This is a genomic window from Paraburkholderia sp. BR14312, assembly GCF_040948675.1.
Classification (GTDB): domain Bacteria; phylum Pseudomonadota; class Gammaproteobacteria; order Burkholderiales; family Burkholderiaceae; genus Paraburkholderia; species Paraburkholderia nodosa_A.
Genome location: NZ_JBFPKI010000009.1, coordinates 90,386 through 115,396, shown reverse-complemented (window position 1 = coordinate 115,396; position 25,011 = coordinate 90,386). Strand labels below are relative to the sequence as shown.

General features: G+C 60.5%; 22 protein-coding genes. 16 read left to right on the top strand and 6 right to left on the bottom strand.

Going from position 1 to position 25,011, the window contains the following annotated elements:
* Positions 1 to 10: 10 nt before the first annotated feature.
* Positions 11 to 766: a TetR/AcrR family transcriptional regulator gene (locus tag AB3X98_RS24955; RefSeq protein ID WP_368603014.1), complete on the bottom strand. Its 756-nt coding sequence runs from the start codon at positions 764 to 766 to the stop codon at positions 11 to 13.
* A gap of 350 nt (positions 767 to 1,116) precedes the next feature.
* Between AB3X98_RS24955 and AB3X98_RS24950 the strand changes: the two genes are divergently transcribed.
* The 13 genes from AB3X98_RS24950 (at position 1,117) to AB3X98_RS24890 (ending at position 16,506) form a co-directional block, all read left to right on the top strand.
* Positions 1,117 to 2,187 (top strand): VOC family protein, encoded by a 1,071-nt coding sequence (locus AB3X98_RS24950; protein ID WP_368603015.1) that lies wholly within the window; start codon positions 1,117 to 1,119, stop codon positions 2,185 to 2,187.
* 36 nt (positions 2,188 to 2,223) lie between these two features.
* Entirely contained in the window at positions 2,224 to 3,180 is a 957-nt protein-coding gene (locus AB3X98_RS24945) for a fumarylacetoacetate hydrolase family protein (RefSeq protein ID WP_368603016.1), read from the top strand.
* Positions 3,177 to 5,180, top strand: a complete 2,004-nt coding sequence (locus AB3X98_RS24940) for an acyl-CoA synthetase (protein WP_368603017.1) — start codon at positions 3,177 to 3,179, stop codon at positions 5,178 to 5,180. The genes AB3X98_RS24945 and AB3X98_RS24940 overlap by 4 nt, the downstream gene beginning before the upstream one ends.
* A gap of 318 nt (positions 5,181 to 5,498) precedes the next feature.
* Positions 5,499 to 6,239 (top strand): OmpW family protein, encoded by a 741-nt coding sequence (locus AB3X98_RS24935; protein ID WP_069266309.1) that lies wholly within the window; start codon positions 5,499 to 5,501, stop codon positions 6,237 to 6,239.
* Between the two features lie 192 nt (positions 6,240 to 6,431).
* On the top strand, positions 6,432 to 9,410 hold the full coding sequence (locus AB3X98_RS24930; RefSeq protein ID WP_368603018.1) for a molybdopterin-dependent oxidoreductase: 2,979 nt from the start codon (positions 6,432 to 6,434) through the stop codon (positions 9,408 to 9,410).
* A 10-nt stretch (positions 9,411 to 9,420) separates the two neighbouring features.
* Positions 9,421 to 10,284, top strand: a complete 864-nt coding sequence (locus tag AB3X98_RS24925) for a 4Fe-4S dicluster domain-containing protein (RefSeq protein WP_069266311.1) — start codon at positions 9,421 to 9,423, stop codon at positions 10,282 to 10,284.
* A gap of 171 nt (positions 10,285 to 10,455) precedes the next feature.
* On the top strand, positions 10,456 to 11,028 hold the full coding sequence (locus tag AB3X98_RS24920; RefSeq protein ID WP_368610336.1) for a TetR/AcrR family transcriptional regulator: 573 nt from the start codon (positions 10,456 to 10,458) through the stop codon (positions 11,026 to 11,028).
* An 87-nt stretch (positions 11,029 to 11,115) separates the two neighbouring features.
* Entirely contained in the window at positions 11,116 to 12,054 is a 939-nt protein-coding gene (locus AB3X98_RS24915; RefSeq protein ID WP_069266312.1) for a LysR family transcriptional regulator, read from the top strand.
* A gap of 306 nt (positions 12,055 to 12,360) precedes the next feature.
* Positions 12,361 to 12,798 (top strand): hypothetical protein, encoded by a 438-nt coding sequence (locus AB3X98_RS24910; RefSeq protein ID WP_368603020.1) that lies wholly within the window; start codon positions 12,361 to 12,363, stop codon positions 12,796 to 12,798.
* Positions 12,799 to 12,920: 122 nt separating this feature from the next.
* Positions 12,921 to 13,166: a hypothetical protein gene (locus AB3X98_RS24905; RefSeq protein WP_368610335.1), complete on the top strand. Its 246-nt coding sequence runs from the start codon at positions 12,921 to 12,923 to the stop codon at positions 13,164 to 13,166.
* A 201-nt stretch (positions 13,167 to 13,367) separates the two neighbouring features.
* Positions 13,368 to 14,108, top strand: coding sequence for a 3-ketoacyl-ACP reductase (locus tag AB3X98_RS24900; RefSeq protein WP_069266315.1), 741 nt, complete (start codon positions 13,368 to 13,370; stop codon positions 14,106 to 14,108).
* Positions 14,109 to 14,384: 276 nt separating this feature from the next.
* The gene (locus tag AB3X98_RS24895; RefSeq protein ID WP_368603021.1) at positions 14,385 to 15,680 is read left to right on the top strand and encodes an MFS transporter; all 1,296 of its coding nucleotides are present in this window, start codon (positions 14,385 to 14,387) and stop codon (positions 15,678 to 15,680) included.
* Between the two features lie 43 nt (positions 15,681 to 15,723).
* Complete coding sequence (locus AB3X98_RS24890; RefSeq protein ID WP_368603022.1) at positions 15,724 to 16,506, top strand: substrate-binding domain-containing protein; 783 nt, start codon at positions 15,724 to 15,726, stop codon at positions 16,504 to 16,506.
* Positions 16,507 to 16,540: 34 nt separating this feature from the next.
* Here the strand turns inward: AB3X98_RS24890 and AB3X98_RS24885 are convergent, their stop codons facing one another.
* Positions 16,541 to 17,506: a LysR family transcriptional regulator gene (locus tag AB3X98_RS24885; RefSeq protein WP_368603023.1), complete on the bottom strand. Its 966-nt coding sequence runs from the start codon at positions 17,504 to 17,506 to the stop codon at positions 16,541 to 16,543.
* A gap of 379 nt (positions 17,507 to 17,885) precedes the next feature.
* On the opposite strand from AB3X98_RS24885, the gene AB3X98_RS24880 reads away from it, so the two are divergent.
* Complete coding sequence (locus tag AB3X98_RS24880) at positions 17,886 to 18,227, top strand: BON domain-containing protein (RefSeq protein WP_069266319.1); 342 nt, start codon at positions 17,886 to 17,888, stop codon at positions 18,225 to 18,227.
* A gap of 149 nt (positions 18,228 to 18,376) precedes the next feature.
* Here AB3X98_RS24880 and AB3X98_RS24875 read toward each other — a convergent pair whose 3' ends face one another.
* Positions 18,377 to 19,192, bottom strand: coding sequence for a hypothetical protein (locus AB3X98_RS24875; protein ID WP_368603024.1), 816 nt, complete (start codon positions 19,190 to 19,192; stop codon positions 18,377 to 18,379).
* 598 nt (positions 19,193 to 19,790) lie between these two features.
* On the opposite strand from AB3X98_RS24875, the gene AB3X98_RS24870 reads away from it, so the two are divergent.
* Positions 19,791 to 20,969 carry a porin gene (locus tag AB3X98_RS24870; RefSeq protein WP_368603025.1) on the top strand — a complete coding sequence of 393 codons (1,179 nt, stop codon included), beginning with the start codon at positions 19,791 to 19,793 and terminating at the stop codon, positions 20,967 to 20,969.
* Between the two features lie 156 nt (positions 20,970 to 21,125).
* On the opposite strand, the gene AB3X98_RS24865 is transcribed toward AB3X98_RS24870, so the two are convergent.
* The gene (locus AB3X98_RS24865) at positions 21,126 to 21,701 is read right to left on the bottom strand and encodes a TetR/AcrR family transcriptional regulator (RefSeq protein ID WP_176732930.1); all 576 of its coding nucleotides are present in this window, start codon (positions 21,699 to 21,701) and stop codon (positions 21,126 to 21,128) included.
* Positions 21,702 to 21,847: 146 nt separating this feature from the next.
* On the opposite strand from AB3X98_RS24865, the gene AB3X98_RS24860 reads away from it, so the two are divergent.
* Positions 21,848 to 22,549, top strand: coding sequence for a glutathione S-transferase (locus tag AB3X98_RS24860; protein ID WP_368603026.1), 702 nt, complete (start codon positions 21,848 to 21,850; stop codon positions 22,547 to 22,549).
* 83 nt (positions 22,550 to 22,632) lie between these two features.
* On the opposite strand, the gene AB3X98_RS24855 is transcribed toward AB3X98_RS24860, so the two are convergent.
* Both AB3X98_RS24855 and AB3X98_RS24850 read right to left on the bottom strand, forming a co-directional pair.
* Positions 22,633 to 23,037, bottom strand: coding sequence for a DUF934 domain-containing protein (locus AB3X98_RS24855; RefSeq protein WP_069266324.1), 405 nt, complete (start codon positions 23,035 to 23,037; stop codon positions 22,633 to 22,635).
* The gene (locus AB3X98_RS24850; protein ID WP_368603027.1) at positions 23,034 to 24,824 is read right to left on the bottom strand and encodes a nitrite/sulfite reductase; all 1,791 of its coding nucleotides are present in this window, start codon (positions 24,822 to 24,824) and stop codon (positions 23,034 to 23,036) included. The genes AB3X98_RS24855 and AB3X98_RS24850 overlap by 4 nt, the downstream gene beginning before the upstream one ends.
* Positions 24,825 to 25,011 lie beyond the last annotated feature (187 nt).

The following is a 25,011-nucleotide window of genomic DNA, read 5'->3' as shown; positions in this document are numbered from 1 at the left end:
CTTACCGATCTCAGTTTTCGTCGACAGCTTCGTCCACGACGGGCAATGGGCGCGCGGCGATCTTTTCCGCCTCCGCGCGTTTTAGCCCGAGCGTTTGCAGCAACATCGCGGCCGTGCGCTCCGGAAAGTGCTCGCCGCTGAAGCCGAGTTCCTTCAGCACGCCCGCGGCGCTTGCGCCCGGCACAACGAAGTTCAGTTCGGCCGCGATGGCGCAGAGAACCGTTCCGCCCACGGCAAGAAAGCCGATAAAGGGGTCGGCAACGGCGAACCGCTTGGCCGCAATGCCACTGCCGATGTCGCGCAGCAGCCGCTGGCCGAGGCCGCGACTCATCGCGCGGGCAGAAAAACCCTCGCGTATCAGAAAACGTCCCCAGACAGGATCAGTGCGCGCGCGCAGAACCGTATGGCGCACGGAGACCGCGACCACCTCGGCGGGGTCGGAAATGCCCACCGAAAGGCGGTCAAGCATGTTCGCGAACTCTTCGAAAACGTTGTCGACGAGCGTCGCGTAGATCGCTTCCTTCGATTCGAAGTGGTTGTAGAACGAGCCGAAGCCCACGTCGGCGGCCTCGGTGATTTCGTTGATCGCCACGCCCTCCATGCCTTTTTCCGCCATCAGCCTCAGGGCGGCGTCGAGCAGACGGGCACGCGTCTCACGCTTGCGGCGTGCACCGCGCGGCTCGCGTTCTTCGACAAGGGGGGGAGGGGCGACGGATGCTGCAACCGTGGCACGTTTGACTGCCCGGCGATTTGTCGTGGTCGTCATGATGGATCCTGATCTGGTCATATTCCGCAGTATAGATTCGAACGTCTATATTGACAAAACGATCAGTCATGAGTTTAATGTCATCGACGGCCTCGTAGACCGATCTAACTAGAACTGATGGAGTGACTGTGGAGACAGCAATCAGACATGGCGCCGCGCCAGGCGGCCTGCATCACGTTATCCGTCTGCCCATCCCGGCACCGGGACCCGCTATCCATTGCGCGTCGGTGAATTGCCGCCCGTGGAAGGCCGCCAGCGATCCAGCGGCTGGCGTTCCGCTCTATCGCACCGTCGGCGCGACATCTCTCGAATCCGCATCGGCCACCGCAACCGCCTGATTACGTTCCGCCATGAAACTGACTACTTCACAACCGGCTCGTCACCCCCATCCGACGGCGAAGGCGACCGCATTGGCCTATCTGGTATTCGATCGGTCAGATCTCGAGCAAGCCGAGCGTTTTCTCAATGACTTTGGGCTTCGAACCGTATCGCGGGACGAGGCGATGCTGCTTTTGCGCGGCACCGGACCTTCGCATTTTTGTTATGTAGTGCGTAGGGCATCGAAAGCGCGGTTTGTCGGATTTGGCTTGCAAGTCGGCGGCCGGGCGGAGCTCGATGCGCTCGCAAAGCTGCCTGATGCATCGGAGGTCGAACGCTCTGCGCTGCCGGGCGGCGGCTACGTGGTGCGACTCACGGACCCGTCCGGGTTCGCTATCGAAGCGGTATGGGGCCAGGCGCCAGCGTCAAGCTTGCCGCATCGGCTACCGCTGCCCTTCAATTCCGTCGATGCCACCGTCCGGGTCAACGGTACGCAGCGACCGCCCGAAAATGCCCCGGAAGTCATCCGGCTGGGGCATGTCGTGCTCGAACTCGCCGACTATCAGGAGACTTGTGCGTGGTACACGCGCCATTTCGGTTTTATCCCGAGCGATGTCCAGGTGCTTCCCGACGGGTCGCCGGCTGTCGCGTTCATGCGCCTGGATCTCGGCGACAGGCCGGCCGATCATCACACACTTGCGCTTGCCCAGGGCTTTGCGGCGACGTACAGCCACAGCGCGTACGAGCTCATCGACGCGGACGCGGTCGGTATGGGGCAGCGCGTACTGCGCGATAAGGGCTGGACGCACGCCTGGGGTATCGGCCGACATATCCTCGGCAGCCAGATTTTCGACTACTGGCAGGACCCGTGGGGCGACAAGCACGAACACTACTGCGACGGCGACCTGTTCACCGCCAACGAGCCGACCGGCATTCACGCCGTAAGCCGCGAGGCGATGGCTCAATGGGGGCCAACCATGCCGCGCAGTTTCACGAAACCCAGGTTCACGTTCGCGAGCATGGTGGCGCTTGTCAGAAATCTGCGCCGCAGCCCTGACCTGACGCTGAGCAAGTTGCGGACGCTGGCAAAGCTTTTTGCCTGAATCACACCCTATTCACAGACTCCGGAGCATTCTGCAATGGCAATTCACGTCCTGCATTACCTTCATGATGGGCGCGCCCAGTGGGGTGTCGTCGCGGATGGCGTCATCACGCCGATTCCCGGCGAGTTCAGCTCGACAGGCGCATTTATCGCAGCCAATCCGGTAGAGCGGCTTATGACGCTCAACGGACCGTCGATTCCCGAAGCAAAAGTACAGTGGCTATCGCCTGTGACCACCGACCAGCAGTTCATATGTCAAGGCGCGAACTATCGCCAACATATGATCGAGTCGGGCATGGACCCGGACGTGAAGAAATTCAACATGATCTTCACGAAGGCAACGAGTTGCATCGTTGCGGCCAACTCGGCCGTCGTGAAACCAGACGCGGTGCACTTCCTCGACTATGAGATCGAGCTCGGACTCGTCCTCAAACGCGATATCACGTCCCGTGAAACGATCACCGACGAAAACCTGCATGAGTACATTGCCGGGGCGGTGATCGTCAACGACTACTCCGCGCGCGATATCCAGATTCCGCAGATGCAGTTCTACAAGGGCAAAAGCTACCGGACCTTTGGTCCTGTCGGTCCTTATCTTTGCCTGCTCGAGAAGCAAGACATGCCAAAGTTGAAAGAGCTCGTGCTGACGCTGACAGTCAACGGAACCGTGCGCCAGAATGACACGACTGCCGGGCTGGTCTATGGCCCCGCAGAGACACTGTCTGAGCTGTCTGGCGTACAGGACCTGCGCACCGGTGACCTGCTCGCAACGGGTACGCCCTCCGGTTGTGCACTGAGCATTCCTTCACCTGAGAAGCAACGCGCTGCCGCGCAGTTGCCTGAAGCGGAGAAGTGGCGGCTTTTCCTGAAGATGCAGGAGGACAGGCCGCAGTACCTTCAGATCGGGGACGTTGTCGAGGCACAGATCGTCAGCTACGACCGCTCCATCAATCTGGGCACGCAACGTAACCTCGTTGTCGAAGAGGCAGCATGAAAGACGTCGCGAACGCGCAGGACGTCCTTGCTGTCGAAGCACAGGGGCAACTGGCTGATCTTCCGTCGAGTACCTACGAAATGATCCGCCGGGGCGCCGCCATCAATCCATCGGCGCCCGCGCTCTCTTTCTTCCTGACAGCCGACGACTATGCCAGCCCCGAGTGCTGGACGTACGGCGAACTGGTGCGAGATATCACGCGCACTGCCAACATGTTTTCGCGACTGGGCGTGCAAAAGGACACGGTCATTGCCTATTTGCTGCCGAATCTCCCGGAAACGCATTTCGTGATCTGGGGAGGAGAAGCAGCGGGGATTGTCTGCGCGATCAATCCGCTGCTCGAAAGCGATGCAATAGGCGAACTGCTCAATGCCTCCGGCGCCAGTGTGCTCGTCACCCTCGCGCCATTTCCTGGGGCTGGGACTGAACTGTGGCAAAAAGTGCAACCGGTATTGCATTGCGTCCCCGCATTGCGGGACCTGGTGCTCGTCAACCTGGCCGACCGGATTCCTGGCGAAAAGGGATTTGCGTCACGGATGCTGCAGCGTGGTGAGAACGCCAGGCTGCATGGCGAGGGTGGTATGCGAAGCGTGGTTCCAGCGCAGCTTCGGATTCACGATTTCGCGTCCGCTCACTCGAGCGAGTCCGGGGTCGTGCTCAACGGCTCACGTCGACCGAGCTTCGATGATGTTTCGTCCTGCTTCTGCACGGGCGGCACCACCGGACTACCGAAAATTGCCATGCGCCGGCATCACAACGAAGTGGCCAATGCATGGAATGCGGGGCAATTCTTTGGCGAAACCATCGGCCCGGGTAAGACAATATTTTGCGGGCTGCCACTTTTTCACGTCAACGCTGTGATGGTGACAGGACTGCTGGCGTTTTCGCGTGGTGCCCACGTCGTCCTCGGCACGCCGCAAGGCTATCGGGGTGAGGGCGTTGTGAAGCGCTTCTGGGAAATAGTCGAGCATTACCGCATTAACTTCTTCAGCGCTGTTCCGACGCTCTATGGTTCGCTGCTGGAGGTTCCAGTTGGAGAGAACGATATCAGCTCGCTCGAGTATGGCCTGTGCGGCGCCGCGCCGATGCCGGTCGAGCTGTTTCGCAGTTTCGAGCTTCGTACAGGGATTCGCATCCTGGAAGGTTACGGGCTTACTGAAGGCGCCTGCGTCAGCAGCGTCAATCCGCCATTTGGAGAGCGCAGGGTGGGCTCGATTGGTCTGTGCCTGCCTGGCCAGGCAATGAAGGCCGTGATGGTGGACGAAGCGGGACGGTATGTACGGGACTGCGCGGGCGATGAAGTCGGCCAGTTGGTGATTTCCGGGCCAAATGTGTTTGTTGGTTATTCCAGGCCCGAGCAGGACAGCGGAATCTGGACAGACCTCGGCGACGGCGAACGTTGGCTCAATACTGGAGACCTGGGGCGCTGTGATGCCGACGGATACTTCTGGCTCACTGGGCGGAAGAAGGAACTGATTATCCGGGGTGGACACAATATCGACCCTGTGGCAATCGAGGAAGCACTGCATCGTCATCCGGCAGTCCAGATTGCCGCTGCGGTGGGGCGTCCCGATATGCACGCGGGCGAGCTGCCTGTCGCCTATGTCCAGCTCAAGCCCGGCGTCGCCGCAACCGAAGCGGAGCTTGCCGAGTTTCTGCGTGCCGGGATCAACGAGCGCGCTGCGCTTCCGAAGGGCATACGGGTCGTCGATTCGATGCCGCTGACGGCCGTCGGCAAGATATTCAAGCCGGCGCTGAAGCGCAGAGAAGTGGCAGACGCGTTACGGTCGGCACTCGTCGAGGCTGGCGTCGGTAATGCGACCGTGAACGTTGCAGATGACACGTCACGTGGGATTGCAGTTCACGTCGATCTCCCCGGTGCTGAATCAGAAGAGCTAGCGCGCACTACGCTAGGGCGTTTTCCTTTCTCCTTTTCGCTGTCTGTGTCGGCAGGTCTGGCAGGCGACAGTAAGAGCACTAAGCAGATCGAGACACGCTAAGCGCGCGTTCACGCGCTGCGCGTTTACTGAGGGAGCCTGACGATCATAAGGCAACGCTAACAGCAAGAACGACCGCGGACCCTGCAACTGGACGATTTCTGTTTCGGTTCAGAAGGCGGCGCTAAGGAGGGAAAGATCGGAGACGTCGGAGAATGGTCCCATTTAACTTAGCAGGACTACATAACACACTGGCCGGACATTACCGGTTGTGATTAAAACAGATGAATGCCGACACAACGCAGTGCCGTTCATTCATTTGAGCGGAACGTGACAACTGTGCGAGCAAAAAATCCCGGCCTAAGAGACAGGAGAAGACACGTGAGGAATGACAGGAGAACGATTCGCTGCGCCGGTCTGGCGGTTTGTATCTGCTCGGCTGCGCTTGCCGTTACTGCAAACGCCCAGACCGCTGGGAGCTTTACCGTGGCGACAGGGTGGCTTCACGTCGCGCCGCAAAGCAGCGCAACGCCGCTCACCGTGGAAAGCGTGGGCGGAATGACGGTGAATCAGCAGCTACCGGGTTCCGGAGCGCACGCGACGCCCACGGATACGCTGGGGATCACGACCGAGTACTACGTCACCGATCACATTGGCGTTGCCACGTTGATCGGGCTCCCGCTGACAGTGAATCTGGACGGTGATGGCGCGCTCGCGAAGTATGGCACCCTGGGCTCGACGCGGCCGATGCCGCCCGCTATCGTTCTTCGTTACCACCTGCTCGACGCCCAATCGAAATTCCGACCTTTTGTCGGGGTAGGCGTGAACTACACCTGGTTCACACAGGTTCGCACGACCAACAGTCAGTTTGTCACTGACAGCCTCGGTCCAGGCGGGTCTGCGCACGCATCACTCAGTTCGTCATGGAATCCGGTATTCGAACTCGGGGCGTACTACGCAATTTCAAACCACTGGTCCGTTGGAGCCAGTGTCGGTTACGTTCCCGTAAAGACTCACTTGACACTGGACGGGACGACGGCGAACGGGACGCAAATCGTTTCCCGGTCAACGATCCGGATCAATCCCGTGAATGTCTTCCTGAATGTCGCCTACACGTTCTAACCCAACACGAGCGACGTCCCAGGCGGACGCCTGCGAGGGTGGCAGCGTTTCACCATTAGAGATTTCAATGCACAGCACAGAGGTTGAAAGCGACCCTTCGGTTCAAGCAGTTGACGCGTGTCTGGACGTAGCTACGGTCAAGCATGCGTTTGTTTTTTCTCCCTGCAGCGATGTGTTATTCCGGATGAAACGATGAAGCGACAAGTACTCAAATCGATTCTGTTCGCGCTGCCGAAGGTACTCGCTCTGACGGCGCGCCGCTTCCCCGACTATCGTGAACGCCTCAAGGAGCGAGACCTGGTTGCCTGGATCGGGTTGATGGATCGGAGCCTCGGTCGCCTCATTGAGATCAGGAACGGTCGCATCCGGTCGCGAGCATGCTCGTATCAGGATGCGGAAGTGAGCATGCTGTTCAAGGACGTCGCCACGGCCCTCAAGTTCCTTTCTCCGCGCCAGGATCATGCCGACATTATTCATGCGGCGAAGAACTTCAAAGTCGTGACGGAGGGCGACGATGAACTGCTGGTGTGGTTCATGCAGACGCTCAGCATGATGCAAACCATCGGCCTGCCGATGGGCACGCCGATGCGAGATGGCACGCGCCGGTACACCACCTGTACGAACGGCGGGCCGCTGTTCGTCTACGTCAAGGAGGATCGCATCGTTCGGGTGACGCCTGTCGATCTGGACGACAAGGATGCTGCCAGTTGGGAGATAGAGGCACGCGGGCGCCGCTTCAGCCCGCCACGGCGAGGCCTCGTTGCGCCGCACGCGCTGGCGATCAAGTCGCTTGTCTATTCGGACAAGCGCATTCTTCGTCCATTGAAGCGGGTCGATTTCGATCCCGACGGGGAACGCAATCCGCAGAACCGCGGCAAGTCGGGCTATGTACCCGTTAGCTGGGACGAGGCCCTTGACATCGTCGCCAAAGAAATTAACCGGCAAAAACGCGTTCACGGTCCCGGTTCGATTACGTTCCCGATGTCGTCTCATCACCAGTGGGGCAATGTCGGCTACTACCTGAGCGCGCTAACGCGCTTTGCCAACCTGATTGGCTTCACCCGGGTGGCTGCGAACCCGGATAGCTGGGAAGGATGGTACTGGGGCGCGATGCATCACTTTGGCAATTCGATGCGCGTGGGCGTTCCGTCAGGCTATGGCGGCATCGAAGACTGCCTGAGGGAAGCGGAAATGATTGTCTTCTGGTCGTGCGACCCGGAAAGCACCAACGGGGCATATGCGGGATTCGAGGGCACGCCGCGGCGGCTATGGGCCAAGGAACTGGGTATCGAGTTTGTTCACATCGATCCGCACTGCAATCCGACCGCACAGTTGCTGGGTGGGCGCTGGATTCCCGTGCGTCCGCAAACCGACGCGGCCCTCGCGACCGCCATCATGCACGTCTGGGTCGTGGAGGGTCTGTACGACGAGGATTACGTTGCGACCCGCACGACCGGCTTCGATGAGTGGCGCGCCTATCTGCTGGGGGAATCCGATGGGGTCCCGAAGACTCCCGAATGGCAGCAGTCCGAGACTGGCGTGCCGGCGAAAGATGTGCGGGCGCTCGCGCGCCTCTGGGGAAAGAAGAAGGTCTATCTCGCGGTCGGTATGACAGGTGCGGGGTTCGGCGGCGCAGGACGCGGCGCGACCGGGGCGCAGTGGGCGCGCTGCATGATCATGATGATGGCCATGCAGGGATGGGGCAAACCGGGCGTCAATTTCGGATGTCTGGAGCTCGGCGCTCCGCACGACCTGCACTTCTATTTCCCGGGCTACGCGGACGGCGGCATGTCCGGTGATCTCGCGTGGACCGCCAATGCGGTGAACAACTATCAGCGAATGCCGCACATTCTGACCATGAATCCCGTCAAGCAGATGGTTCCGCGGCAGCAGCTACCCGACGCCATCATCAACGGTCATGCAACGGGATACCTGTGGGACGGTATGTCTCAGGAAGCGCAGTTCGCGCCGTTTACTTATCCAATGCCCGGCTATTCGCCGATCCGCATGATTTATCGCTATGGCGGATCTGCTTTCAGCACGGTCACGAAATCCGGACGCTGGGCCGACGCCTACCGGCACCCCAGCATCGAGTTCGTGGTCAATCAGTCGATCTGGATGGAGGGCGAGGCGCAGTTCGCCGATATCATTCTGCCGGCGTGCACGTCCCTGGAACGATGGGATATTGGCGAATGGTCGAATTCGGGCGGGTATGCGCATCACGGCTTCAACACCGTCAATCACCGCATGGTGATGATGCAACACAAATGCATCGAGCCGCTGGGCGAGTCCCGCTCCGACTATGACATCTTCACAGCGATTCTGACCCGCCTCGGGCTCGGCGGCGTGTTCACCGAAGGATGCGGCGAACTCGACTGGGTCAAGAGGGTATTCGAATCGTCGGATCTGCCGGATCACATTTCATGGCGCAACTTCTGCCGCAAAGGCTATTTTGTCGTCCCGCCCGAAAAGCCTGAACTGCGCCATCCGGTGGACATGCGCTGGTTCGCGGAAGGTCGTCGCAAGGATCTGCAGGAACCGCATCCGATGCCCTCGCAATACGCCGAAAAGTTCGGCATGGGGTTGCAGACGCCTAGCGGCAAGCTCGAGTTCGTGCCGGAGTTGCTGAAGCGGCACACCGCCGACAACCCCGAGCGGCCGCCGCTGAACCGGTATATCCCGTCGTGGGAGGGGCTGCGCAGCGAGCTGGCCCAGCGCTATCCGCTGCAACTGATTGCGACTCATAGCCGGTACAGCTTCCACACTCATTGCGACGGCAAGCATTCGTCGGTCAACAGCGTCGACGATCATCGCGCGTTGATCGGTGGGCATCGCTTCTGGCTGCTGCGGCTCGGCCCCGCCGACGCGGCGGCCCGGGGCATTGTCCATCGCGATCTCGTCAAGGTCTTCAACGACCGCGGCGCGGTTATTTGTGCGGCTGACGTGTCGCCACTGGTGGCCGTCGGCGTCGTGAAGTCATACGAGGCGAGCGCTGAATTCCAGCTCATCGAAATCGCCGGTGAGCGTGTCGAGATCGGCGGCTGCATGAACATGCTGACGCCTGACCGGCCCCAGACGGCCGGGACAAGCAGTATGAGCCCGAATTCATGCCTCGTGCAGGTCGAAAAGTGGAAAGGCGCCGACGCGTTCATGCTCGGCCGCGCAGCATGAGGAGCACACGATGAGCAAGTGGAATCTGGTTATCAACGTCGGGCAATGTGAGAACTGCCAGAACTGCGTGATCGCTGCGAGAGACGAGCACGTGGGCAACGACTTTCCCGGGTACGCGGCACCCGCGGCGGTCGATGCCGAAAGCCCCATCCGCATCCTGCGCCGGGTCCAGGGCGACTCGCACATGGTCGAGACGACGTACCTGCCGGTCATGTGCAATCACTGTGACGACGCGCCATGCATGCGAGTGGGTGGCGATGCGATCCGCAAACGCGCCGACGGTATCGTCATCATCGATCCAGAGAAGGCCAGGGGCAGAAAGGACATCGTGAAAGCCTGTCCGTACAGGGCGATCGTCTGGAACGAGGCACTGCAACTGCCACAGATCTGGATCTTCGACGCGCATCTGCTGGACGAGGGTTGGCAACAGCCGCGATGCGGGCAGTCATGTCCTACCGGTGTTTTCGAAACCATCAGGCTCGATGACGCTGCAATGGCACACAAAGCGCGACGCGAAGGGCTCAGGGTTCTGGAGCCCAAACTCAAGACAAAGCCCCGGGTGTGGTATCGCGGCCTCGAACGCTGGGATACCTGCTTTATTGGCGGCAGCGTCAGCGCACGGGTGGGGCAGGTAGACGAGTGCGTGGCTTCGGCCGCAGTCGCGTTGTATACGGGCGGCCAGAAGGTTGCCGATACCGTCACCGACGCGTTTGGCGACTTTCGGTTCGCAGGACTGGCCAAAGACAGCGGGCGCTATCGAATCGAGGTACGCCATGACCTCGGCGATGCGTCGCGTGACTGTCAGCTGGGCGAAAGCGTCTATCTGGGCGAGATCGAACTCGCCCGGTCGACCAATGAAGTCGAGGCCGCCTGACGCCACTATCTCTTTCGCTCACGCCCTCAATTTTATAATTGACTAAAAAATCAGAAGTGAGTGTAATATACAAATAGAGCGATCCGAACGTGTGTTGACTCATTGAGAACCCGCCGCTGGCGCGCCTCGGTTCCGGTGAACGCAGAAGGCGTCGCTCGCCAGCGCTACATCATGAAGCACGAACGTTTGACACACGCACAAAGGAAGCGGCAGACCCGCGAGCGCCTCTTTGACGCTGCAAGAACCGTTTTCCTTGAGAAGGGCGTGGCCGCTACGAGCGTGGAGGACATTGCCGGGGCGGCGGGTTACACACGCGGAGCCTTCTACTCGAACTTCCGCGGCAAACGGGACGTGCTGGTTGAGCTGTTGCAGCGCGACGCAGTTCTGGCCCGCGAGAACATGCAGGCCTTCATTGAAATGGGCGGCACGCCCAAAGAGATGCTGGCACGCGCGATCGCCTGCTACGGCAATGGGGAATTTGACAGCGATTGCTTCCCCCTTTGGATCGAAGCGCAACTTCTCGCGCGTCAAGATAATTTGTTCGGGGAGCGTCTTGATGTATTGCGGCACGAGACGCTCTTCCATATCAGCAACTGCTTGCGGACGTTCGTGCCTGATGCCGACAGGCTATGGTCTGGAGGCGCTGATGCGCTCGCGGTCGCTCTGATGAGCCTGTCTGAGGGACTTCAGTTCGTCAGGATGTGCAACACGCAGACGGTCAAAGGCCAGGTTCGCGGTCCGTAGTCATCGGTTCGCGATTCAGACGTCACAAGACGATGTCCTCAGCGCGACCGGCAATGCCGTAACAGAGACACCTGGTTTATCTCAACGATGGAATATATCGAAAGTTTGCGCCTTTTCCGCACCATCGTCGAAGTCAAAAACTTTCGGCGAGCTGGCGAAATGATGGGCCTGTCACCCTCGGTCGTCTCCCGTGCGATTGCGTCGTTGGAAGAGCGCCTCGGGGCGCGACTGTTTCACCGGTCGACTCGACAATTTTCGTTGACGGAAGCTGCGGAGTGCTTCTACGACGGGTGTTGCCGCGTCCTCGACGATCTGGATTGCATGGAAGCGAGCGCCGCGGACCACGGCCGGCTACCGACGGGAGTGTTACGACTGGTTGCGCACACGACGGCCGCCCTGACGTGGCTGCCGCCGTTGATTGCGTCGTTCAGACGGAAACACGCAAATGTCACGCTCGATATCACGCTGACTGAGCGGCCAGTTGACCTGACGGCCGACGGTTACGATCTGGGTATCGTGCTGCCATTCATGCTGGCGACGGATCTGGCAGTGACACGGCTTCTGCAGCGGTTACCGCTCGTCATCGTGACAACGGAAGCTTACCTTGGCACGCATCCTCGGCCACGGCATCCTGCTGATCTCGAGCAACATGCATTCGTGACGGTTCCGCCGTCAATGCACAAGCCGTTTGTCACGTTTCGGACAGGAGAGGAGAAGATCGCCGTCCCGATCAACTACGAGATATCGTCGAACAATCCGATCTTTAACCGCGACGTCATTCTGGAGGGATTGGGCATCGGTTTGCTTCCCATCGCGCTCGTGGAAGAAGACATCAAGTCGGGACGACTCATTCGACTGCTGGAAGACTTCGAGATCGCGGATACCGCGGCGGAGGTCCGGCTGGCGTATATAGGGCGCGCGATGTTGCCAGCGAAGGTTAGAGCGTTTATCGATCACGCCGCGGCGTTCTTCGAGGTTAGTGAAGGCAGTGCCACTCGCCCACAGGTTGTCCGGGAACACCAATGATGCAGCAGACACTCAGAAAATTCATTTCTTGAGAGGGTCGAGTTTCTTGCGCATAATTGACATAACGATCAATATTGAATCTAATGTCATTAACAGTCTTTGCTGGTGTCCCGGTAGAGAGCGGTGTCATGGCGGAGTCGCATGCCAGGCGCGCAGTCGCGAGTGTGCGCGTACCACAGAAGGGAGTGTGAAGGCGAGGCGCTTACGGCTATTGGATCACATGCCGCTGCCGACCGACTGCACGTGGACCTGCAATGTCCTGGCAAACATATTGGAGGGCAGGCGGCCCGTCGCCAATTGAATACGATGAATGCAACACTCTTATCAGCTACAGCGGCATTGTTCGGTGCAGCGATTGGCGGCCTGACATCTCTTGTTACTCAACGAACGCAGGCAAGGGCAGAGTGGCTCGCGCACGACCGCATCCGCCGACAGGACCTCTATAGAGAATTCATCGAGCAGGCATCGCAATGCTATGTCCACGCGCTACAGCACAAAGAGCCGGACGTTACCGCACTCGTCAGTCTGTTCGCTAAGATAAGTCGCATGCGTGTCCAATCCTCCACCGAGGTTTCCATTGAAGCCGATCAGATCGGGCGAAAGATTGTGGACACCTATGATGCCCCGGAGAAAACTTTCGTCGAACTGCGCGAAATGCTCGCCGATGGCTCGATCGACATTCTCAACCGATTCAGCGATCTTTGCCGCGACGAATTCGATTCGCTGCGGTCGGAGCAATTTTGAGTGAACCAATAGGCGTGAACAGCTCTGGCTTCCCGTCGACATTCGAGTAGAACGCGTCTCGAACAACTAGTGCGAAAGGTGCGGATATGACGACAGGTCGCTACAGGGCGGATAGGCAGTGGTTGATCGAGCATGATATGGAACTGGCGCGAAGTGCTTCCCACATCGCAAGCATGCTGCATGAAGAAAGCATGCAGGCAGCCATCAGGGAAACCCTTCTTCAGTTCGAGGCCGCGCACGGACCTGAGGAGTTGAAAATATTCACGCGCGCACTCGCCAGGAAGCTGGAGGAGCGCGGAAACCTGAGAGCAGCCGAGGTAATCCGGGGGTTTGTAAAGCATGGCCCGTCGCCAGGGGCAACGCCTTAAACCTTCGCTTCGCTCGCGTTCGCGCAAGAGCGGATGGTTATGCAAAGCGCCCGTATCAGCATGTAAAGCAATGAGTTTCGAGTTTTCGCGAGTTGTCCAACAGTTCTAACGCGATTTTCGAGTGCGTGTAAAACGCGACTCATCGTAGCTGTACCTGAAAGCGTTTCGATCTACCAACGTAGCGCATGGGAGGCGGCAACAATGGCACAGCGAATTGCTTATGTAACAGGGGGCATGGGCGGAATCGGAACCGCAATATGCCAGCGGCTCCATAACGACGGATTTACCGTAGTCGCCGGCTGTGGGCCAAATTCATTGCGTCGCGAGCGGTGGCTGACCGAGCAGGCTGCACTCGGTTTTTCCTTCACCGCCTCGGAGGGCAACGTCGCGGACTGGGAATCAACTGAGGTCGCCTTCGCCAAGGTAAAGAAGGAGATCGGCGAGATCGATGTGCTGGTGAACAACGCGGGCATTACGCGAGACGGCGTGTTTCGCAAGATGTCACGTGAGAACTGGAACGAAGTCATTGCCACGAATCTGACCAGTCTTTTCAATGTGACCAAGCAGGTCATCGACGGGATGGTCGGAAGGGGATGGGGGCGCATCATCAACATCTCCTCCGTGAATGGACAAAAAGGACAGTTCGGCCAGACCAACTACTCGACCGCAAAGGCAGGCATTCATGGCTTTACGATGGCGCTTGCCCAGGAAGTCGCGACAAAGGGCATCACGGTGAATACGGTATCCCCCGGGTACATCGGGACGGATATGGTTCGGGCCGTTCGTCCCGAAGTGCTTGATGCCATCGTCCAGAGCATTCCAGTCAGGCGCCTCGGAGAAGCCAATGAGATCGCTTCAATTGTCTCGTGGCTCGCCAGCGATGAAGCGGCCTTTTCGACTGGAGCGGACTTCTCGCTGAATGGTGGGCTTCACATGGGGTAAGGATCTCAACCGAAGTCAATTTGCTCTCTCGCGGGTAACCGGGTGGCGGCGACACTCCCTCTCCGCCGCGTAACTGGTCGTCGGATCCCTGACCACTGCCAGTTGAGTCGAGGCCGCGGCACGAAAGGTCGCGGCGGCTTCGACATCGATTGATAACCACAGAACATCAATCGTTCAGAAAATTGCACTTATCGTTTTGCCGGCTCCGGGCGAATATGGCGAAAGCCACAATCGACCGGAACGCCGCGTATGTTCCAGAATTCAGGAGACACCTCGATGGACCCCTCGTCTAACCTTTCGACCAGACATTCAAAGGCCGCCGCGGTTTTCCGCGTAACAGGCGGGAATTTCCTCGAGCAGTTCGACTTCTTCCTGTTCGGCTTCTACGCCACGCAGATCGCCAACGTTTTCTTTCCCGCCAGGAGCGAGTTCGCCTCGTTGATGATGACGTTCGCGGTCTTCGGTGCCGGCTTCCTGATGCGGCCGCTGGGCGCCATCGTGCTTGGCGCCTACATCGACGACGTCGGCCGCCGCAAGGGCCTCATCGCTACGCTTTCCATCATGGCGAGCGGCACCATCCTGATCGCGTTCGTACCGGGCTATGCGACGATCGGACTTCTCGCGCCCGCGCTCGTGCTGCTCGGGCGGCTGCTACAGGGCTTCTCGGCGGGCGCCGAACTGGGTGGCGTGTCGGTGTATCTCGCCGAGATGGCCACGCCCGGCCGCAAGGGCTTCTTCACGAGCTGGCAGTCGGCGAGCCAGCAGGTCGCGATCGTCGTCGCTGCGGGCCTCGGCTTTGCGCTCAACCAGTGCCTGAGCGCACCGGCCATCGCCGCGTGGGGCTGGCGCGTACCGTTCTTCGTCGGCTGCATGATCGTGCCGTTTATCTTCATGCTGCGTCGCAATCTGGAGGAAACGCAGGAGTTCAAGGCGCGCCAGCATCGCCCGAGCATGAAAGAAGCATTCGGCACGCTGGTCCAGAACTGGGCCGTCGTCGTCGCCGGCATGATGCTGGTGGCGATGACCACCACGAGCTTCTATCTCATCACCGTCTACGCGCCGACCTTCGGCAAGACGGTCCTGCACCTGAGCACCGCCGACAGTCTGCTCGTGACGCTCTGTGTCGGCGTGTCGAATTTCGTGTGGCTGCCGATCGGCGGGGCACTCTCCGACAAGATCGGCCGCCGGCCGCTCCTCGTCGGCATGACGGTGCTCGCTATCGCGACCGCATACCCGGCCCTGTCGCTGCTCGCTCACGCGCCGAGCTTCGTCAACATGCTGCTCGTCCTCCTTTGGCTCTCTTTCATGTACGGAATCTATAATGGCGCGATGGTCGTCGCGCTCACGGAAGTGATGCCGGTGCAGGTACGCGTTGCTGGCTTCTCGCTCGCCTACAGTCTCGCTACGGCCGTGTTCGGAGGCTTCACGCCGGCGATCTCGACGGCGCTCATTCATATGACCGGCGACAAGGCCGCACCCGGCTACTGGATGAGCCTGGCCGCAGCGTGCGCCCTTTTGGCGACGTTCGCGCTCTATCGCCGCCGCGCAGTGACACTGACGCCGGCGCACTGATGCGTTTCCCCCGCTCGCATCGCAACCCAGCACGACCACGACCATGAGAAACCTGCTTCTGAAACTTTGCGCGGCAGCGCTCGTCGCAACCTCGGCCGCTGCGGCGAACGTGCAGGCCGCCGACCTGCACGTCATGAGCTCGGGGGGCTTCACCGCTGCGTACAAGGTGCTCGGCCCGAGGTTCGCTTCCCAGACGGGCAACACGCTCGACACCGCGCTCGGCCCGTCGATGGGCAAATCGCCCGAAGCGATCCCCAACCGGCTCGAGCGTGGCGAGCCTGCGGACGTCGTCATCATGGTCGGCTACGCACTCGACGACCTGATCAAGCAAGGCAAGGTCATTCCCGGATCGCGGGTCGAGCTGGCCGATTCGCGCATCGGCATGGTCGTGCGTGAAGGTGCGGCAAAGCCCGACATCGGCTCGACGGAAGGCCTCAGGCAGACCTTGCTGCATGCGAAGTCGATTGCCTACTCGGACAGCGCGAGCGGCGTCTATATCGAGCGAGAGTTGTTCAGGAAGCTCGGTATCGAGGATCAGGTCAGGTCGAAAGCGAAGATGATTCCGCGCATTCCAGTGGCGTCGGTGGTGGCGAACGGTGACTACGAAGTCGGCTTCCAGCAGGTGAGCGAATTGCTGCCCGTCCAGGGGGCAACGTTCGTTGGCAAGATTCCCGAGTCTCTCCAGTCCGTCACGCGTTTCGCCGGCGGCATCCCCGTGGGCGCGCAGCATCCGAAGGAAGCGAAGGCGCTCCTCGACTATCTCGCATCGCCCGATGTGCAAGCCGAAGTGAGATCGACCGGGCTCGATTCCGTCTCCGCCCATTGAGGCAGAACCATGGGAAGGCTTGTCTCAGCCAGCCTCACGATGCGGTCTTCCTTCTCGTCTTCGCCGTCGTCGCGCTGTTGCCCACGACATCACTGCGTGCGACGCCGGCACGCTTCGTCTCGATGATCGTCCGGTGAAACTCCTGTGCAGCCGGTGTGAGCGGCCGTCCGCGCCGTCTTACGATTCCCACGCGTCGTTTTACCACCGGTTCGACGAGCGGCACGCTCGTGAGGATTGGATGGTCATGTCCGGGCATGGCCATTGAGGGCACGGCGGCGACGCCGAGCCCCGCCTCGATCAATCCGAGCATGGTCGTCACGTGCCGGGTCTCGCAAACGCTCGGTGCTCGCGGCGCCACGGCAGTGAGCGCCTGGTCGAGCAACAGGCGGTTACCGGAAGTCTTGTCGACCGAGACGTAGTCGTGTTCGTAGAGCTCGTCCCAGGTCACGCGCTTCTTGCGTGCAAGCGGATGGTCGCGGCGGCAGGCAGCAACGAACCGCTCCTGCAGCAGGACTTTGAACTCGATCTCGGACTCTTGACTGCCCATGAAGCTCACGCCGAAATCAGCCTCGCCGCTGATGACGGCGCCAAGCACCTCGTTAGCGCTCGAATCGAGGAGCTTGACCCGGATGCGTGGAAAGCGGCGATGATAGCTCGCGATGACGCTCGGCAGAAAGTAATACGCCACCGAAGGCACGCACGCGATAGTCACATGACCCAAGTGGCTCGATGAAACATCGCGAATGCCGAGCAGCGCGACGTCAAGATCATCGAGCAGTTGTTCTGCGCTTTGGGCGAACACGCGGCCGACGGTGGTGAGCGTGACGCTGCGCGTGGTGCGCTCGATGAGACGCACGCCGAGCGCTTCCTCGAGCTTGTCAATCCGACGGCTCAACGCTGGCTGGGATATGCTCACCGCCTCCGCGGCCTTTCGGAAGCTTCCCAGCTCCACCACCGCCCGAAACGCCTGCAAGTCATTCAAGTCAAAGTTCACGCCCACAACCGGCCTCCGCATCCTGGATGCCGACTATTTTGCATGATTCAGCAGAGATCCCCACCACCCAAATGACGCCCGTATCCGCAGCTTTGGGACTGCCACCGACATGAGTGTGACGGACTGGTTTCGCACAACGACATTCGTGTTCGCGACGCAGTTGTCTCTTTATGGCCGACCTCTGTCCGCGCTACCGCGCAAAACGTGCGGGCCGTGCCGGCCGCCGGCGCGGCGAAGAATTGAGCATCCTCGTACAATTCATGCGGTGGCCTTGAGCTTCCTGACAAACCTGTCGGCGCAGCTGCATTAGTTTTCCTGCGTTCCGTTAGTGTCTCTGTGAGACCACTGTTCGGATTCGTCGTAACTCTGAAAAAGGAGAAAGAGAATGAAGGGTATTCAGGCAATCAAGCTGGCTGGTGGCGCACTGATCGTCGCCGCTTCGGTCAGCGCATGGGCGCAGGGGAACGATACAGGCACGGCGCCTGCCACTTCGCAAACGTCGAAGCAGGCCAACCACGCATTGGAAAAGAAAGTGCGTGCCGCACTGGATCACGCGAAGGACATCAAGCCGGAAAATATTGTGATTCGCGCTCGCGATGGCGTGGTGACGTTGGAAGGCACCGTTCCGGATTCCTCGCAGGTCGACAAGGCCGCTCAAGTCGCACAGGGCGTTGCCGGCGTGACCTCGGTCAAGAACGCATTGACCATCAAGGAAGTGGGTCAGTAACCCTGGCCTTTGGCGGGCCGCCCTTTCGTTTGCGCGAGGGTGCGGCTTCGCCGTTCCCCCTGATATGGCCGCCCCACGAGCGGCTGCTGGCTGCTGTCCAGGATCAGTGGTCATCCGCGCCTTCGCGGCAGGCGGCACGTCCGGAGAACTCAGCTGGACGAAGCCGCGCGCGACGTCGACCATGTCAGTGTGAATCGGACGCTGCCGCGGGTGGGAACATAGAGCGCGCGAGTCCGCTCCACGCCGTCGAATGTGGCAACGACGCGGTAGTGGCCAGGGGGCAACCGCGCGAACAGGTAGGGGCCGGCCGATGTGCCGGCAAAGACGACATTCCCGTTGGACCCGAATATCTGCATGGCGACACCCGACAGGTACTCGCCCGATGCGGCGGTGAATGTTGCCCGCATGCTATAGCCGGGCGCGAGCCTGCGAAGCGTAGTGGCTTCATCCTCGCCCACGCCGCCCGTGACATAGGCGATACCGCGGTCGTGTCCGACCGGTATGTCGCTGGCTGGGATCTCCTGAACAGGCGTCTTGCTGGGCGGCGCCTCAGTGGGGGGCGTCTTGTGGTCGGGTGCCTGCCGCGCAGGCGCGATGGCATGTGCGTGGGGTCTGCTGATACCCGATTCGCAATCCAGTCCGGGTATGACGCCATTGGGGCCGCCGAACCCGTTCATCGGACGTCCTTCCAGCAACCAGCGCGGGAGGGGGAGATCTTGCGCTTTTGCGCGGGGAATGAGCGTATTGCGCATGCGCTCCACGACCACCCGACGTTCTTCGAGCGTCGACGCACGGTGCATCTCTGCGCAGTACTCAATGCGTTCGTCGTCGCTCAGTAACAGGGAGGAAATCGATTCGGGGGGCACCTCTGGCTGCCTCGCGTGCCTGGCAAAGGCTGCTGTCGATGCAGTACACACAGCCACAACCAGGACGGTTCTCGACAGGCGGGAAAATGTCGTGAACATGATGAACCTCCGGGCCAATCTCGGGAGTGCGGCACCGGGTCCGTCCCGGAGGCGCCTGCGAGAGCCTCGACCTGCTTCAGACATTTCAGACGCTTCAGACGTTTCAGACGGGCAACGGCGATTGACGTGTCTTTTACGCGGTGAAATGCGCCAGGCGCAAGTACCACCGCAGTGTAGCAAGTCGGACGCGCAGAAGCCGGCCGGGCGGTCCCATCGAGTACGCGAGCGGTCGTGTGAGGCTGGACTCGATCCTGCGGCGAACTCTCGCAGAAAGCCAAATCCTGTGAACCGCGCAACAGAAGAAAGTATTGTTTCGCTTAATTCATTCCTTATACTAAAGCTCCACTGCCGCAGCGATGAATAGCTTGCCGCGTGCTCAAAGCGGCGCGGCGCATCAAGACCCGACAGCCAGGTCGTTTTCCCGAACATAGAGTTATCAGACGATTTGCACCTACCTGTCCCGGCACAGCAGATAAACAACACTCTGTAACGAATAGCTGTGCGGCAATGAAATGACACGCTACGCTCCCGTTCACGGCCTTTTGGTTCGAGCGCGAAAAGACTTTCCCAGTTACCCATCAATTACTGTGGATTGCCAATGAAAAAAATACTTATTTTCAGTGCCACTGGCGCGCTGTTCGCTGCAGCGGCGTCGTCGGCATTCGCACAAAGCTCGGTCACGCTGTACGGCATCGTCGATGAAGCCATTCGGTATCAGACGAATGCTGGCCCGGGTGGCAATGACCAGGTTGCGATGACGTCCGGCCCGGAAACCCACAGCCGCTGGGGCTTGAGGGGCAGTGAGGATCTGGGCGACAGCTGGTCCGCAATCTTCCGCCTCGAGAACGGCTTCGAAGCGTTCAATGGGCAGCTACACGTCCCCGGCACACTGTTCAGTCGGCAAGCTTTCGTGGGTCTGTCCAACAAAACGTGGGGCTCGCTGACCTTTGGCAGGCAATATGCGCCGGCCTACGACACCTTGGGCGATATCTTCGACCCGCTGACCGTTGGCAACTATTGGCAAAACAGCTGGATGTATAACGGCATCGGCCCTTACCTGGAAGTCAACAACTCGGTCAAGTACAAGGGCAGCTTCGATGGCCTGGATATCAATGCCCTTTACGGCTTTGGCAACCAGCCGGGCGCGCTCGGTCTCGGCGCCACCTATGCCGTGGAACTGACTTACACGTACGGCCCAGCCATGCTCAACGCAGGCTTCCAGCAGGTCTCCGTTCCGACATCTGCGACTGGCTCTTCGGTTGGCACCAGTGTCGGCAGCTCGATCAATGGCACCAAGACCAACTTCCTGCACATCAGCGGCGCGTTTCAGATCACCCACGACATCCGCCTGCTGGCCGGCTGGCTGCGGGGGCAGGACCGGACTGGTTTGACTGATAGCTATATGCAGCAATCTGGCGCGCCGACACTGAAGGGTAGCGGCAGCCCCAACCGTATCGACGACACCTGGTACATCGGTGCGAACTGGCACGCCATGCCTGCGCTGCTGTTCACGTTCGCCTACTACTACGGGCAGACGCGCAACGCAGAACTGCTCGACGGCACCCTCGGCAGGGGGATAAACCAATCGGCTACCGTTCTCGCCGAATACTCGTTCACGAAGCGCACGGAAGTCTACGGGATCACGGACTTCGCGCGCGGCACAGGCGCCTTCTCCGCCGACTACCCGGGCGGGGTCAACGGCGAGGGCATTCCGACCAACACCATTGGCCGCACCAATCAGGTGGGCGTGGCAGTCGGACTTCGCACGATATTCTAGAGACGCGTGCATTCCCTCCGACACGGGCTCGGGCCGGCGTAGCAGCGTCGGTCCGCTGTCGAGCGCGCAGCTGACGCTCCACCGTTCGTGCGCAAGCCATCGTGGACGGCTCAGGTGGTCGTCTCTCGTACCGGTTTTTCCGGCAGGCCCTGCGCCTCATGCGGGCAAAAGTCCAGCTTTTCGATAGCTTTCGATGAGTGCGTCATAGAGAGAGATATCAGAACGGCTCTTCGCAATGAGCTGAGCGCCGGCGATGGCAGCAAAGATAGCGCGAGCGCGCTGTTTGCTCTCCCGGGAACCGACCACCGCCGCTGCGGACAGAACCTTGCTCAGCCACGCGACGTTCACGTCGGCAAAGGTCAGGACTTCATTCATCACGACATCCGGCAAGTCGTCAGTTTCGGCGGCCATGAAGCTGCAAAGGCATATGCGATTGCCGGTCTCAAGCGCCTTGCGGAATGTGTCTGGATAGTGACGCAGGCAGTGCAGCGGATCCTGCGATCTGGCCAGCATGTCATCGAGAGCCGCCGCGGAATCCTCCCAGTAACGCCTCGCTACCGCGGCGCCGAGATCAGCCTTGCTTTCGAAGTGGTGGTAGATGCTCGCGGCCTTGATACCAACCTCGTCCGCAAGATCACGATAGTTCAAACCGCCATAGCCGTGCGCCTGCGCGAGCCTCGTGGCGGCCGCCAGGATTCTCTCCCTCGAGTTTGAGCTCGCGTCATTTCTCACTGCTTCAGCCTCCGCAAACAGGAAATGGGTGTTGACACCGCTCATTGTACCTTCTATTGTTAACCTAACAAACGTTAGGTAGGGGCGTGAGTGACGTGTCTTTACAAGGCCCAATCCAATGCAACCGACTATGGAGCGAACCGGCAATGACTTCCAGTACCGTCAATTTCGAAGCAACCCAGGTGCCAGTGATGAAGATTTACGACTTCCCGACCGGGCCGTATCCGACACGCGTCCGCATCGCGCTGGCTGAAAAGCGGCTGCAATCATGCGTCGAGTTCGTGATGGTCGATCTTTACAAGGGGGAGCACAAAAAGCCCGGCTTCATCGCGGCCAAGAACTATTCAGGGACGCTGCCGGTGCTCGAACTCGATGACGGAACCTGTATCGCCGAGTGCACCGCCATTACCGAATACCTCGACGCGCTCGACGGCGCGCCTACGCTCACCGGCAGCACACCGCGCGAAAAGGGCGTGATCCACATGATGAGCAAGCGCGCCGAGCTGGAGCTGCTCGACGCCGTCAGCGTCTATTTCCATCACGGCACGCCGGGACTGGGCCTCGACGTCGAGACGTATCAAAACCCGGAGTGGGGGTTCCGTCAACGCGACAAGGCGTTGAGGGGTATGCGCTACTTTGATGCCGTTCTGAAAAGCCAACCCTATGTCGCCGGCGAGGCTTTCTCGATGGCCGACATCACCGTCATCGGCGGTTTGGTCTTTGCGAAACTTGTGAAGCTACCGGTGCCTGTGGAGTGTGATGCGCTTCAGGCCTGGTACGCAAGAATGCTGGAGCGTCAGAGCGTCATGAATCAGCCGGTGTTCGCTGCCCTGACCCGGGCGTCATAACCGGCCGGGACGGACCAGTGATGCAACAAAACGGTGACCGGTTAGAACGGCCACGCGCGCGAATGCAGTAAGAGGTTAGGCGGTCACTCCAACGCGCTCCCGCGCCACGGCGCCTCGCGCAGGGCATCACCCTGATAAAACGCGGGGAAGCGTTCGAGCTGGCGAAGGGCATCCGCCATGGACACGTCAGCGCTCAACACGGCGCTCGAAAACCCCATGCGCTCCATCTGGAGCAACTGATCGACGAGCACTTCGCCCGTCGCGCGCAGGTCGCCTTCGAAGCGGAGCCGTCGCCGGATCAGGTAGGCCTGGCTATAGGCGCGCCCATCGGTGAACGACGGGAATTGAAGCTCCACGCGCGACGCAGCTGCAATTTCGATGGCGTAGGCAAGCGGATCGGCATCGTTCGGGAGGATCAAGGTGGATGCCGAAACATCGCCGGCATGAGCCTCAGCGTCCAGAAGACGTATGCGTGAGGCGGTTTTCATACCGTGCCCTCCGTCGTGGCTCGAACCCCATCGGCGGCCGCCTTGAACGGTTCGAGCCCCACGCGGCGCACCGTCTCGATGAATGTCTCGTTGCATTCGCCGCGCGGTTCGCGCAGCGCGACGTAAGCGCCGATCAAGGCTTCGATGACTTCGGGCACTTCCAGCGCCGAGAAAGACGGCCCGATTACTTTGCCAGGACGCGCATCGCCGCTGCGTGCCGACCCGTCCGAGCCGCCGAGCGTCACCTGGTACCACTCGGCGCCGTCCTTGTCGACGCCGAGTATGCCGATGTGGCCGCTATGGTGGTGGCCGCACGAGTTGATGCAGCCGCTGATATGCAGGTCGATCTCGCCGATGTCGCTCAGTTCGTCGAGGTCCTGGTAACGTTCCATGATGCTCTGCGCGACCGGCAGCGACCGCGCGTTGGCGAGTGCGCAAAAATCGCCGCCGGGGCAGGCGATCATGTCGGTGAGCAGGTGCACGTTCGCGCTCGCGAGGCCGGCCGCGTTCGCCGCTTTCCACAGGGCGAGCAGATCGTCGGCGTGAACCCACGGTAAAACGACGTTCTGCGTGTGCGTGACGCGCGCTTCGCCCGCGGAGAAGCGATCGACGAGATCCGCCACGCGTTCGAGCTGGTCGGCTGACGCATCGCCGGGCGCCTGCAGCACGCGCTTGAACGAGAGCGTGACGATGCGCAGCGACGGGTCCCTGTGCGGCGCGACGTTGCGCTCGAGCCAGCGCTGCAGCTGTGGCGTGCTCGTGGCTGCAGCCTCGAGCATGGCGGGGGCATGCGTATCGACGACACGTGCCGTATCGAGCTTCGGCGGTTCGATAAAGCAACGGCGTACCCGCTCGAACTCGGCCTGCTCGATCGTGTGCGGACCGCCGTCGATGTCGACGATCTGCCGGAACTCTTCCTCGACTTCGTCCACGAAGCGCTGGCCCTCGGCCTTCACGAGGATCTTGATGCGCGCCTTGTATTTGTTGTCGCGGCGGCCGTACTGGTTGTACACACGTACCACGGCCTCGATGTAGTTCATGATGTGCCGCCACGGCAGGAACTCACGCATCAGCGTGCCGATCATCGGCGTTCGACCCATGCCTCCGCCCACGGTCACACGAAACCCCAGTTCACCCTGTTCGTCGCGCACGAGGCGCAGGCCGACGTCATGCCAGCCCGTCGCCGCACGGTCTTCCGTCGCGCCGGTGATCGCAATCTTGAACTTGCGCGGCAGGAAGGCGAACTCAGGATGCAGCGTGGTCCACTGCCGCATGATTTCGGCGAACGGGCGCGGGTCCGCGATCTCGTCGGGAGCGACACCCGCACGCTCGTCGCAAGAGATATTGCGGATGCAGTTGCCGCTCGTCTGGATGCCGTGCATGTCGACCGTCGCAAGCAGGTCCATCACGTCCGCCGCTTTCGAAAGCGGTATCCAGTTAAACTGAACGTTGGTGCGTGTCGTGAAGTGGGCGTGATGCGTGGGCAACCGCCTCGTACCGAGCTTGCGTTGCGCATCGAGCGCGCTGCGGTATACCTCGGCCTCAGGTTCGTCGTACTCGCGGGCCACGCGAGCGAGCACGCGAAGCTGTGCGCTCGACAGTTCGCCGTACGGGACAGCCACGCGCAGCATGGGTGCGTGCCGCTGCACATACCAGCCGTTTTGCAGACGCAGCGGGCGAAACGCATCCTCGCTCAGGCTGCCTTGCTGCCAACGCTCGATCTGATCGCGGAACTGCGCCGCGCGGCTCGCCACGAAGGCCTTGTCGAATTCGTTATAGCGATACATGGTGAGTGCGGAAATGCCGTGATACGGCGGACAGAGAAAGGACGACGTTATCGCGTCCGCATCGGTGTCTCAAGAAGCAGATGCCGCAGAAATGAGCGCAGCAGAAGCGTTCCATTGGCGAAGCCCCGCACGACAAGACAGTTGTCGTGTTGTTGTTCGATCAGTCGCTTGATTTCCCGCGCTGCCG